The sequence below is a fragment of the Neobacillus sp. GCM10023253 genome (assembly GCF_042653105.1).
Classification (GTDB): Bacteria; Bacillota; Bacilli; order Bacillales; family Cytobacillaceae; genus Neobacillus; species Neobacillus citreus.
In genome coordinates this window covers 1-11,459 of record NZ_JBHSHV010000019.1, presented here as the reverse complement: position 1 = coordinate 11,459, position 11,459 = coordinate 1, and the positions used below count along the sequence as shown (strand labels likewise).

Genomic DNA, 11,459 nt, shown 5'->3' with positions numbered 1-11,459 from the left:
AAATCACTCATTCTTCAAATGACAACTTTTGCACACCGTTTACAGCGCTTCCTCTTTCAGTGGCAGGTGAATTGTGTAATGATCCCCCACCTACAAAAAATGGATCTTCATCTTTTGTCCCCCCACGGATGAAGAGATCAGGCAAGCCCTCAGAGGACAAATCAACAAAAGCACCAGGTGCAACAAACTTTCCTGAATTGCCAGCTGGTTTAAGATCTTCAATAGTCACTGCTCCCGCACCACTCGGTTTGTTAGCAACATAACAATAATGGGCTGAAGATACTGCTGCAAATGAAAAGGAAAGGACTAATGTCGAAACTGAGATGCGAATTAAATTACGCGGTTTTTTCACTATGTAGATCACCTCTCTTTTTTTTTACAACAATAAATGATATTACATTAACTCCTACTTTAGACTTAATATTTAATTTATTTACCAGTACACAAGTCTTATAGATAACAAGAGCTTTTTATGAGTTAAAAATGTGAATGAATCCAATAAAATTGCAAATACCATTAAAGTTATGTGTGTACACCTTAGATTTTTCGACGTTCTTTTGTTATATAATAAAACTCCAATCGTAGCGGAAATACCATTAGGGACGGCTGCTCCTAATCCATGAATCCCTTCGCTTGGATAAATGACAGTAATAATATTTAATGTTACCAGACCTCCCTGACATGCCTGACTTTTAAAAAAAACTTCCAAACAAAATTAAAACGCCAGAGGTTACCATTACACCGATTCCCGTAAAAATAAACTTAATCCGTTCCATTGAAATTCCTCCTTTTGATTTATTAATTACAATTTAACTATCAAACCTGAAATCTTTATGAAAGTTATTATTTTTTAGGCTAGTAATTTTTTTAAAAAAAAGGCCAATGCTTTGTAAAAACATTGGCCTGTCTAAAATCGTTTACTTGTTTTTAAATCATTTTAAACTTTGATTGTTGTATTTTCATTACTCAACATTTCTATAAAGCCCCTCAAAGAAGCTGACATATATTTATCTTTACGATAGACGAAAATGGTTTTGACTTTCCCGAATCTATTTGGAATGGGATGTTGGATAAGTTGATTGTCCTTCATATGTTTATCAACCACACTTCGAGGGAGTAAACTTATCCCCAGTCCCGCTGAGACACAGCCAATAATTCCATCAAGTGTTCCAAATTCCATTATTTTTTCGGGAATTACCCCTTCATGCTGTAACCATTCTTCAAACCTTGCCCGATACGAACAGCCATTACGAAACACCAATATTGTTCGATTTTGTATTTCTTTTATAGAAGAAATAGGATGATGTAACGTGTCAGTTATCAGTACCAACTCTTCCTCTATAACTGTTTTAAATGTGAGTTCTGGATGCTCAATAGGTCCAGCAACAAAAGCTCCATCTAATTCATATTGTAGAACCCCCTGGACATTTTGCTCAGTTGGCCCTGTTTTTAACGTAAGGTCAACAGCAGGATATTCACGATGGAATTTTGCAAGTATTGTTGGTAAACGAACTGCAGCAGTCGTTTCCATTGAACCTATTAATAAAGGACCTATAGGTGTTTGATCATCACTCATTTCGTTTTGAATCTCATCTAAAAGTTGAAATATTTGATATGTATACGAAAGTAATGCTTTACCTTTGTCCGTTAGAGTAGTCCCCCGGTTATGTCTATAAAATAGCTTTGTTTGAAGATCCGATTCCAATTGTTGAATTCTTGCTGTGAGATTGGATTGTGCGTAGTTCATTTCCCTTGCTGCCTTTGAAATACTTCCTAACTCTGCAACAGCTTGAAAAAATCTCAATGCTTGCAAATCCATAGTTATCGCCTCTTCCTGTTTTGATATATAGAAAAGTGATATCGGTACATCATTTTTTAGTATTATAGCATATGGCAAAAAACAGATAAGATAAAAATATAATAAAATTATTATAATTGAAGGTGAAAATTTGAATAAAAGCCCTTTTTTATTTTTGATTGGGGGAATTTTTTCATTAATGATTGCGATGGGAATCGGAAGGTTTGCTTATACTCCAATCTTACCGCTCATGCAGAAGGCTCTTGCCTTTACTGATGCTATTTCGGGCTACCTCGCTTCCAGCAATTATGCAGGGTACTTTGCCGGGGCCATTTTAGCAGGAGTTCTCCCATTGAAAAAGCATAGAACATTTTATTTAAGAATTAGTCTTGCGGTAAGTATTATTACCACCTGCTTAATGGGGCTGACTCACTCCTACACAGGGATGCTCATCATTCGCTTTATTTCAGGAGTGTCTAGTGCATTCATTTTTGTATTTGCTTCCAGTATTGTTCTAGATAAACTGGCTTTTGTAGGAAAAACAAATTGGGCTGGCTATTTTTATTCAGGGGTAGGCTTTGGAATCTTTTTTTCGACGCTCTTTATACCGAGTTTTAACGATTTATTTATGTGGGAAGGTGTATGGATAGGATTAGCCATTATAAGCTGTATCCTTACGGTCTTCGTATGCTTTTGGCTTAAAGATTCCCCAAGCTCGAAGGTACAAAAGGATAAACAAATGGTTACTATACAGGCTCCACCCCTAAAATGGCTTCCTTGGTTAATTATTGCCTATGGACTAGAAGGATTAGGCTATATTGTAACAGGGACATTTATTGTGTCAATTGCTGAAAAGACCTCAATCTTTAGCATTGACCCTGCAATTGTCTGGATGGTTGTTGGCTTAGGTGCAATTCCATCCTGTATCGTATGGTCAACCCTCGCAAAAAAGTGGGGATTTGTAAGATCATTAGTCATTTCGATGGTTCTTCAATCAATCGGAATTGCACTGCCTGTCTTCTGGTTGACCCAATCCAGTTTAATGATAAGTGCTTTCTTATTTGGAGCAACTTTTATGGGTATTACCACACTTGCCACAACATTGGCACGCCAAATGAGTCCATCAAATAGCAGTCGAATTATTGGTTATCTAACCGCCATTTATGCTGCTGGTCAAATGATAGGACCAACAATTGCCGGAATATTATTATCTTATACTCAAAGTTTTAATACAGCGTTGATTGGAGCTGCTAGCGTAGTATTCATTGGATCTATGTTACTTGTAAGTGGTATTCGATTTGACCGAATGCCAAACTTAAAAACATCGTTCATAACTCCCGAACGAGAAAGCGGCCCTCCATTCAGGGAGTTATAAAAGATTCATAACTCCCGAACGGGTATGTGGCACTCCATTCAGGGAGTTATAAAAGGTTCATAACGACCGAACGAGTATGTGGCCCTCCATTCAGGGAGTAATAAAAGGTTCATAACGACCGAACGGGTATGTAGCCCTCCATTCAGGGAGTTATAAAAGGTTCATAACGACCGAACGGGTATGTGGCACTCTGTTCAGGGAGTTATAAAAGGTTCATAACTCCCGAACGGGTATGTGGCACTCTGTTCAGGGAGTTATAAAAGGTTCATAACTCCCGAACGGGTAAAGGGCCATCCGCTCTGGTAGTTATAAAGGGTTCATAACTCCCGAACGGAAAAGCGGCCCTCCATTCAGGGAGTTATAAAAGGTTCATAACGACCGAACGGGTATGTGGCCCTCCATTCAGGGAGTTATAAAAGGTCTATCACTCCCGAACGGAAGGAGTCCCTCAACAGATGATACTTCACCAAAATAGCTATCCTAATTCAAATAAGTAACTATACTCCCTCAAACATTCCCCCTATCACCTCAATCGCTTTTTTCAACCGTTCCTGATAGGTTCCGCTGATGCTTACGAACTCGATTCCGTTTTCCTTCAATAATTCCTTCAAACGCTGATTATTTTCTTCACGGACCTGTTGTTCTCCATGCACCCTTAATCCGTCATCTACCCATTTAACATCAGGCTCAAGAAATAAGCATAGATCATACTGTTGAATCCGGGCGATTTCATCCAAGACTCGTTGGTGTTTCTGGTTATACAGTTCTGAATAAAATTGGGTGACAGCTGCTTCCGTGTCAATAAAGACGATTTTATTGGCCTGTTTAAAAGCTTCATATTCTTTCAGTTTGTGGCCATAGGCGATGATTGGATAATCCTCTTCTAAAATAATTCCATCACAGCCTCCTAAATCTTTGCAGTACTCTCTGCCGTATTCTCTCACATAAGTCGTATTATAGATGAGTGCTAGATTCTTCGTAAGCGTCGATTTTCCACAGCTTTCTGTCCCTAAAATAACTACCTTTTTAATAAAATAAGGCTTCGCTAGCTCGGGAATGTAGTCCCAATAATGAAAGACACCTTTATTCCTAATCTCCGTTGCTGAAATGGGGTATTGTTCCCTTTTTTCATCAATCAACATGTGTTTTGCCTCAGGATATAGCTTTTTAAAAATCGGGTCATAGTCGATTTCAGAGCTAAACACCACATCAATCCCCTTCCCGATCACCTCTCTTATTTTCAAGGCCCCTTCCTTCCAATTGTAATCCTCATCACCGTCATGATCTTCCACTTCCACGACCTTAACGTGTTCCATCTCCTTTGTCAGTTGAGAAAGCCAACGCAGCCGGATCCGACTTGGAATATAGGAAAGCTTGCTCCCCTTGCACAATGCCTGATCCCTTTTTTCACTATGTGACAAGACCACATACAATTCATCGACCATCGTAGAAGCTTTGATGATGGCGTACACATGACCTTGATGCAAAGGCAAAAACTTTCCACCGTAAAAGCCAATCTTCTTCATGACATCGCCTCTCCCTTCTGCTGTTTATAAACTTTAGACCAGTTGTAATAGCCGTATATACTGTTGATCAGAAAAGCCGACCACATCACAAGCATGGAGATATCGTTTCCATTCTGTAAAATTAAGGCCTTTACCCAAAGGGCAATCGAAAGCACATTGACCGCAATCCAGAATAACCACTGTTCCGTTAATCTTTTTAGCATCAGTATTTGGGCAATCACCGATAATGTCGTTGAAGCGGAATCGATCCAGACGACATTGCCTCCTAATTTTTCGAGCAGGTAAGCGTACAGAACAAAGATGACCAGAAATACCGAAAGCGTAATGCCCCACCCTTTTTTCGTCAAAGAACTGATTTGAATTTCTTCCCCTTTTACGGTGTGTTCCGTTTTATGATTCTTCCATAAATAGATGCCAACGAACTGGAGCGGAAAATAAAACAAGGCATTCAGCATGACCTCACCGTATAGGCCATAACCGTATGAGATGTAGGCATAGGTTCCGGTTTGGATAATGCCGAAATAGTAATTACTCACCTTCCCTTTGGCTACAAGCACGACACAAAGCATTCCTGAAATCGAGGTGATTAACCCCAGAATCGTATCGTCCCAAGCAAAAAACAAATACACATTCACAAGCGTAAACGTAACAAGCCATAGCTTTTCAAATAAGGTCCAGTCTTTAAGGATCTTCATTTTCAATCGCTCCCTTATAATTATCAATTAACAAATTGTTAAATGTAATGATGAAAAAAAATTAGTATTTGGCATTATAAATGGATACATAAGGATCAAAATCATTGAATCGATACAGCTGTGCTTTATTCTTTGACCAACGATTGGTTTTTTGCGGCTCTCCATCCTTCTCTACTTTTTCAATAAAAGGGAGCGTTGGAGCTTTTCTAAAAAATTGAGAATCAAGCTTTAGCCAAGGCTCATCCATGACGGTCAGCAACACACCCTGCAACTCGGAAAGAACAAATTCCTTTGGCAAAAAGTTTTTGGCAAGCGTTGTTAATGACATATCCTTTTTGATAAACCACAAAGCGTCATCAATAATTTGCTTGTGATCGAAAGCGAGGTCCAGCTGAAACACTTCATCCATCGAGAATAGCTCTACCTCCGCCGCATCGTCTGCTGCCTTCCTTTTAACCAGCTTATTTTCTGGTACAATCGCATAATGGGCGTTCGAGATAATCCAGCCCCGCTTGTCACGACCAAATTTGTCATATACGCCATAGTGCTTGATTTTTAGCCCTTCTACACCCGTTTCTTCTCTTAGCTTGCGAACGGCTGCATCATAGGCCGTTTCCGCTGGCTTAATAAAGCCGCCAGGCAAAGCCCATTTCCCCCCTTCAATATTGGGGTCGCCTTCTTTTGTCCGCTCCGCTCGTTTGATCAGCATGATCTTTAATGTTTTTTGTGGCGGCTTATAAGGACCCACTTCCGTTGAAATAATCGTAAAAACGGCAATATCACTCGTATATCCATCAGGAGTCCGATATTTACTGACATCATAATTTAACAAAGCCTTGCTCACCTGTTTCTGTTGTTTTATTAATTAACATTTTGTTAATTGTTATTTATATTATATCATTTGTTTAAATTTGGTGTTACATTAATTTATCGACAAAATACGATACTGTTAGGATTCACAAATAAAACTATTAAAATCGCAAATAAAAGTGCTGGATTCACAATTCAGGCGTCACTAGCCCAGTACATTTTATATTTATTTTTGAAGATAATACTATTGTTGTTCATAAAATTTGCCTTATTGGAGGAAGAAGAATGAAATGTAGAGCCAAAGTTAATCTTTCCATCATCATGTTGCTTGCATTTTTATTAATCAGTGCCTTTGGAACAGGTGACTTCGTAACTCGTGTAGATGCAGCAAGAGCCAACGAAAAAGCAGATATTATTATTAAAAATGGCTACATACTTACAATGAATGGAACAAAGGAAGTTTTTCCAAAAGGAACAGTGGTTATAAAGGACAAAAAAATTATCGCCGTTGGTGACGAAAAACTTGGTAATCAATATAAGGCACCGAAGATCATCAATGCCAACGGCAATATTGTGATGCCGGGAATGATTAATACACACAATCATGTTCCGATGGTTGCGTTTAGAAGCATTGGTGAAGAGGGCGTTGGCAATCGCTTATTTGATGTGTTTTTTCCGCTTGAAGGAAAGCTTCTTTCTAGGGATCTCATTTATAAAGCATCTATCCATGGTGCCATTGAAATGGCCATGGGGGGAGTGACCACCTATGCCGATATGTACTACCACGAGGATGAGGTCGCAAAAGCAACCGAAAAGATTGGCATTAGAGGTGTGCTTGGAGAAACCGTCATTAGCTTCCCAGTTGTCGATGCTCCCGAACCATACGGCGGACTTAAATATGCTGAAAATTTTATTAAACAATATCAAAACAATGAATTAATCACGCCATCGGTCGTCGCACACGCGCCCTATACGGTTAGTCCTGAAATGTTAAAGGCATCAAAAGCCTTAGCGGATAAATACAAAGTCCCCTTCGCTCTTCATGCTGCCGAGTTCCCCGATGAAGCGCAAAGAGTGGAAAGTAAGTTTGGCCAGAAGTACGAGTCCGTCATTAAATACTTAGATTCATTAGGGATACTAGATGAAAATACCATGCTTGCCCATGCAATCCATATTGATGATGAAGACATTGCCATTATAAAAGAAAGAGGAGCAACGATCGCTCATAATCCGATTGCGAATACAAAAGGAGCCACCGGTGTCGCACCAGCGATTAAGATTGACAAGGCAGGAATTAGGATGGGATTAGGAACGGATGGGCCAATGAGTTCCAACACAATGGATGTCTTTGGGACAATGGGCTATGCCGCTCGGATTCATAAGCTTGTTAACAAAGACCAAAGTTTGATGCCTCCAAGTAAAGTAGTTGAGCTTGCAACCATTGGCGGTGCGAAAGCCCTTGGATTAGATAAAAAAGTCGGCTCTCTTGAGGTTGGCAAATACGCTGATATCATTATTGTCGATGTATATGCACCAAATACGTTCCCTACTTATGATCCATACGCAACTTTAGCATACGCAGCAGGACCGCAAAATGTAAAAGATGTAATCGTAAATGGCAAAATGATTGTCGAAAACAAAAAGCTTAAAACGTATGACTATAATAAAAATCTTAGAGATATGAAGGAAATCTATAAAAAAGTGGCAGAAGTAGAAAAAACACTACCCTATCATAAGAAACCATAATCAAAAAGGTCCGACGAGCGGATAAGAGCTCGTTGGACCTTTTTCGCTGCTCAGTAATTTTCGGCAAAATCCAAGGCGTAGCAGGTGCGATTCTTCATTGGCGAGTGTTGTTAAAGACATATCCTTTTAAAGCACTTTTATTAGACATTTCAAACGCAAGTCCATAATGAAATGTCTTTTAAACCGTTTTATTAGACATGTCCACTTCCTACCAAGGTTTTTTTGTCTTTAAAATTCTGGTTTAACAACATCCCAATTTCGACTAGCTACTATTTTACTGGGACTTATAAAATAATACTTACAATCGTCCCCGAAAGGATGCTGACAAGTGTGGCGCCGTATAGCAGTTTCAAGCTGAAGCGGGCAACCACATTCCCCTGCTTTTCATTCAAGCTCTTGACAGCCCCGGTAATAATGCCGATCGATGAGAAGTTGGCGAAGGAAACAAGGAATACGGACAGAATCCCAAGTGTACGGTCACTGAAGTGATGGGTGCCTTTGGACAAATCCAACATCGCGACAAATTCATTAGTCACCAGCTTCGTTGCCATAATCCCCCCTGCATTAACTGCCTCAGATAATGGAATCCCCATCATAAAGGCGATCGGGGCAAAGAGACACCCTAATAACTGCTGAAAAGAAATGCTGAACAATAACTCGAATACATGATTGATGGCCGCCATTAGAGCAATAAATCCAATCAGCATCGCACCGACGATCACGGCAACCTTAAAACCATCCAGGATGTACTCACCCAGCATCTCAAAAAAAGATTGTTTTTCCGCATTTTGAATTTCCAAAATATCTTCGCTTGGCTTCACCTCGTACGGGTTAATAATCGAAGCAATGATAAAACCGCCAAATAAATTAAGAACTAATGCTGTGACGACATATTTGGGATCCAGCATCGTCATATAGGCGCCTACAATCGACATCGAAACTGTCGACATTGCCGAGGCACAGAGCGTATACAGACGCTTTTTCGAAAGCATGCCCAGTTGTTTTTTTACCGTAATGAAAACCTCCGATTGCCCGACCATTAACGACGCAACCGCATTATAGGATTCCAGCTTTCCCATGCCATTCACTTTACTTAACAACCATCCGATTCCTCTCATAAGGAGCGGGAGAATTTTCAAATATTGCAGGATTCCTATTAATACAGAAATGAAGACAATTGGCAGCAGCACAGTTAAGAAAAATGGTGCCTCTCCCTTATTCGCCAATCCGCCAAACACAAAGGTAACACCTTCATTTGCATAATCGAGCAATTTGCTGAATACCTTTGAAATCCCTTGGATAATGATAAGGCCAAACTCTGTATTTAACAGCAATATGGATAAGGTTATTTGAATAGCAATCATCACAATAATGGGTATAAATTTTACCTCTTTTCGATTAGAGCTTGCCACCCAAGCGGCACACACGACAATTAGAATACCTAAGATTGAAATAACATAGTGCATTTTTTACCTCCTGATGCGTTAAAACATTATGTACGGTTTCCCTTCCCGATTGTTTATAGTGTAGTAAGCTAGTATGTCCGCAGAAAGCATTGGTATATTTTGTCCATATTTTATTTAAAAAATTAATAGAACGATTTGAATAGAATTGAGATTAGCTTTAATAAAGAGGAGTGATTTTCTGGTTAATCGAGTGAACGGAAAGAGCTTTTTCAAGCGAAGAGGTTCATAGAAAGGTTTTATGTGACCGGTCCGATGTTTTTTTCAAGAGTTGCGACGCATAGAAGAGCCATATGCGACCGAACCGCTCATTTTTTAAGCGTTGCGGCGCATAGAAAAGCCATATGCCACCTGACAAGTAATTTTCCAAAATGGTTCGTCTCTATCGCGAGGCAATAAGTTATTCCTTCTTAATTAGTTATTCGGCCAGCACTAATCTTTTCGAAAAAAGCCAAATAAAAAACACTCACATTATATATGAGTGTTTTTATGATACCGGTGGTCGGGGTCGAACCGACACTCCTCACGGAACACGATTTTGAGTCGTGCGCGTCTGCCAATTCCGCCACACCGGCATAATATGGAGGCGGCAACCGGATTCGAACCGGTGGTAAAGGTGTTGCAGACCTGTGCCTTACCACTTGGCTATGCCGCCATATTATTTGGAGCGGAAGACGGGATTCGAACCCGCGACCCCCACCTTGGCAAGGTGGTGTTCTACCACTGAACTACTTCCGCATATTTGACTGGGCTAGCAGGATTTGAACCTACGAATGACGGAGTCAAAGTCCGTTGCCTTACCGCTTGGCTATAGCCCAATAATACAATATTTTCACTAATTCATCAATAAAAAATTCATGGGGCGGCTGATGGGAATCGAACCCACGAATGTCGGAACCACAATCCGATGCGTTAACCACTTCGCCACAACCGCCATTACAGCATTGGCAGGGGTAGTAGGAATCGAACCCACACCAAAGGTTTTGGAGACCTTCGTTCTACCTTTAAACTATACCCCTATAAATGGTGGAGGGGGACGGATTCGAACCGCCGAACCCTGAGGGAGCGGATTTACAGTCCGCCGCGTTTAGCCACTTCGCTACCCCTCCATCTATACTATGCACTTGCTGCTAACAAGTGCCGGCAAGAGGACTTGAACCCCCAACCTACTGATTACGATTCAGTTGCTCTACCGATTGAGCTATACCGGCAAAATTGAATCAAAATGGTGGCTCAGGACGGAATCGAACCGCCGACACAAGGATTTTCAGTCCTTTGCTCTACCGACTGAGCTACTGAGCCAACATANTCGGGTTATGAGCCCGACGAGCTACCGGACTGCTCCACCCCGCGATAATAATTATTATGGTGGAGGATGACGGGATCGAACCGCCGACCCTCTGCTTGTAAGGCAGATGCTCTCCCAGCTGAGCTAATCCTCCGTTAAATGGTGACCCCTACGGGATTCGAACCCGTGTTACCGCCGTGAAAGGGCGGTGTCTTAACCGCTTGACCAAGGGGCCATTTTGAAAAAATTATGATGGCGGAGAGCAAGGGATTTGAACCCTTGATACGCGGTTAACGTATACACGATTTCCAATCGTGCTCCTTCGGCCACTCGGACAGCTCTCCATAAATGGCTCCGCAGGTAGGACTCGAACCTACGACCGATCGGTTAACAGCCGATAGCTCTACCACTGAGCTACTGCGGAATAATATAACAGCCTGGCGACGTCCTACTCTCACAGGGGCTTTCGCCCCAACTACCATCGGCGCTGAGAAGCTTAACTTCTGTGTTCGGGATGGGAACAGGTGTGACCTTCTCGCCATTACCGCCAGACCATTTATCAGACACTATTTTATTATAATGTCTTTTTCATATTTTGCAAGAGGAAATTTAAAATTTTTCATTCCCTCAAAACTAGATAATGCAGAAGAAGTAAATAAGAACGAGTTCACCTAAAAATATGACTTGGTTAAGTCCTCGATCGATTAGTATCAGTCAGCTCCACACGTCACCGCGCTTCCACCTCTGACCTATCAACC

General features: G+C 40.8%; 8 protein-coding genes, 13 tRNA genes and 1 rRNA gene. 2 read left to right on the top strand and 20 right to left on the bottom strand.

The genetic code is table 11. The features are described 5' to 3' along the window. Nucleotides 1-7 precede the first annotated feature (7 nt). Both ACFPA1_RS21330 and ACFPA1_RS21325 read right to left on the bottom strand, forming a co-directional pair. Nucleotides 8-352: a hypothetical protein gene (locus ACFPA1_RS21330; protein ID WP_213141208.1), complete on the bottom strand. Its 345-nt coding sequence runs from the start codon at nt 350-352 to the stop codon at nt 8-10. A 585-nt stretch (nt 353-937) separates the two neighbouring features. Next, nucleotides 938-1,819 carry a LysR family transcriptional regulator gene (locus ACFPA1_RS21325; RefSeq protein WP_378585357.1) on the bottom strand — a complete coding sequence of 294 codons (882 nt, stop codon included), beginning with the start codon at nt 1,817-1,819 and terminating at the stop codon, nt 938-940. Between the two features lie 130 nt (nt 1,820-1,949). On the opposite strand from ACFPA1_RS21325, the gene ACFPA1_RS21320 reads away from it, so the two are divergent. Continuing rightward, the gene (locus ACFPA1_RS21320) at nt 1,950-3,173 is read left to right on the top strand and encodes a YbfB/YjiJ family MFS transporter (RefSeq protein ID WP_378585355.1); all 1,224 of its coding nucleotides are present in this window, start codon (nt 1,950-1,952) and stop codon (nt 3,171-3,173) included. Nucleotides 3,174-3,670: 497 nt separating this feature from the next. Here the strand turns inward: ACFPA1_RS21320 and nadR are convergent, their stop codons facing one another. The 3 genes from nadR to ACFPA1_RS21305 form a co-directional block, all read right to left on the bottom strand. Next, nucleotides 3,671-4,699, bottom strand: a complete 1,029-nt coding sequence (gene nadR, locus ACFPA1_RS21315) for a multifunctional transcriptional regulator/nicotinamide-nucleotide adenylyltransferase/ribosylnicotinamide kinase NadR (RefSeq protein ID WP_378585352.1) — start codon at nt 4,697-4,699, stop codon at nt 3,671-3,673. Beyond that, on the bottom strand, nt 4,696-5,394 hold the full coding sequence (pnuC, locus tag ACFPA1_RS21310) for a nicotinamide riboside transporter PnuC (protein WP_378585349.1): 699 nt from the start codon (nt 5,392-5,394) through the stop codon (nt 4,696-4,698). The genes nadR and pnuC overlap by 4 nt, the downstream gene beginning before the upstream one ends. A 61-nt stretch (nt 5,395-5,455) precedes the next feature. Beyond that, entirely contained in the window at nt 5,456-6,226 is a 771-nt protein-coding gene (locus tag ACFPA1_RS21305) for an NUDIX domain-containing protein (RefSeq protein WP_378585346.1), read from the bottom strand. Nucleotides 6,227-6,489: 263 nt separating this feature from the next. Between ACFPA1_RS21305 and ACFPA1_RS21300 the strand changes: the two genes are divergently transcribed. Beyond that, on the top strand, nt 6,490-7,950 hold the full coding sequence (locus ACFPA1_RS21300; protein ID WP_378585343.1) for an amidohydrolase family protein: 1,461 nt from the start codon (nt 6,490-6,492) through the stop codon (nt 7,948-7,950). A gap of 284 nt (nt 7,951-8,234) precedes the next feature. On the opposite strand, the gene ACFPA1_RS21295 is transcribed toward ACFPA1_RS21300, so the two are convergent. The 15 genes from ACFPA1_RS21295 to rrf form a co-directional block, all read right to left on the bottom strand. Next, nucleotides 8,235-9,416, bottom strand: a complete 1,182-nt coding sequence (locus tag ACFPA1_RS21295) for a NupC/NupG family nucleoside CNT transporter (RefSeq protein WP_378585340.1) — start codon at nt 9,414-9,416, stop codon at nt 8,235-8,237. Nucleotides 9,417-9,906: 490 nt separating this feature from the next. After that, nucleotides 9,907-9,988: transfer RNA gene (locus ACFPA1_RS21290), tRNA-Leu, on the bottom strand. A 6-nt stretch (nt 9,989-9,994) separates the two neighbouring features. Further along, nucleotides 9,995-10,068 (bottom strand) — tRNA-Cys (locus ACFPA1_RS21285). 8 nt (nt 10,069-10,076) lie between these two features. Further along, nucleotides 10,077-10,151 (bottom strand) — tRNA-Gly (locus ACFPA1_RS21280). Nucleotides 10,152-10,159: 8 nt separating this feature from the next. Continuing rightward, nucleotides 10,160-10,231 (bottom strand) — tRNA-Gln (locus ACFPA1_RS21275). Between the two features lie 40 nt (nt 10,232-10,271). After that, nucleotides 10,272-10,347 (bottom strand) — tRNA-His (locus ACFPA1_RS21270). An 11-nt stretch (nt 10,348-10,358) separates the two neighbouring features. Further along, nucleotides 10,359-10,432, bottom strand: a tRNA-Trp gene (locus ACFPA1_RS21265). A gap of 5 nt (nt 10,433-10,437) precedes the next feature. Then, nucleotides 10,438-10,522, bottom strand: a tRNA-Tyr gene (locus tag ACFPA1_RS21260). A gap of 29 nt (nt 10,523-10,551) precedes the next feature. Beyond that, a tRNA-Thr gene (locus tag ACFPA1_RS21255) sits at nt 10,552-10,624 on the bottom strand. Between the two features lie 15 nt (nt 10,625-10,639). Next, a tRNA-Phe gene (locus tag ACFPA1_RS21250) sits at nt 10,640-10,715 on the bottom strand. 64 nt (nt 10,716-10,779) lie between these two features. Next, nucleotides 10,780-10,855, bottom strand: a tRNA-Val gene (locus tag ACFPA1_RS21245). A gap of 6 nt (nt 10,856-10,861) precedes the next feature. Continuing rightward, a tRNA-Glu gene (locus tag ACFPA1_RS21240) sits at nt 10,862-10,936 on the bottom strand. A gap of 18 nt (nt 10,937-10,954) precedes the next feature. After that, nucleotides 10,955-11,045: transfer RNA gene (locus tag ACFPA1_RS21235), tRNA-Ser, on the bottom strand. Nucleotides 11,046-11,050: 5 nt separating this feature from the next. Further along, nucleotides 11,051-11,125: transfer RNA gene (locus tag ACFPA1_RS21230), tRNA-Asn, on the bottom strand. Nucleotides 11,126-11,136: 11 nt separating this feature from the next. Then, nucleotides 11,137-11,253 (bottom strand): 5S ribosomal RNA (gene rrf / locus ACFPA1_RS21225). Nucleotides 11,254-11,459 lie beyond the last annotated feature (206 nt).

Excerpts from the sequence above, each read along its gene's own strand:
- ACFPA1_RS21325 (WP_378585357.1), bottom strand. The coding sequence starts at position 1,819 with ATGGATTTGCAAGCATTGAGATTTTTTCAAGCTGTTGCAGAGTTAGGA.
- pnuC (WP_378585349.1), bottom strand. The coding sequence starts at position 5,394 with ATGAAGATCCTTAAAGACTGGACCTTATTTGAAAAGCTATGGCTTGTT.
- nadR (WP_378585352.1), bottom strand. The coding sequence starts at position 4,699 with ATGAAGAAGATTGGCTTTTACGGTGGAAAGTTTTTGCCTTTGCATCAA.
- ACFPA1_RS21300 (WP_378585343.1), top strand. The coding sequence starts at position 6,490 with ATGAAATGTAGAGCCAAAGTTAATCTTTCCATCATCATGTTGCTTGCA.
- ACFPA1_RS21295 (WP_378585340.1), bottom strand. The coding sequence starts at position 9,416 with ATGCACTATGTTATTTCAATCTTAGGTATTCTAATTGTCGTGTGTGCC.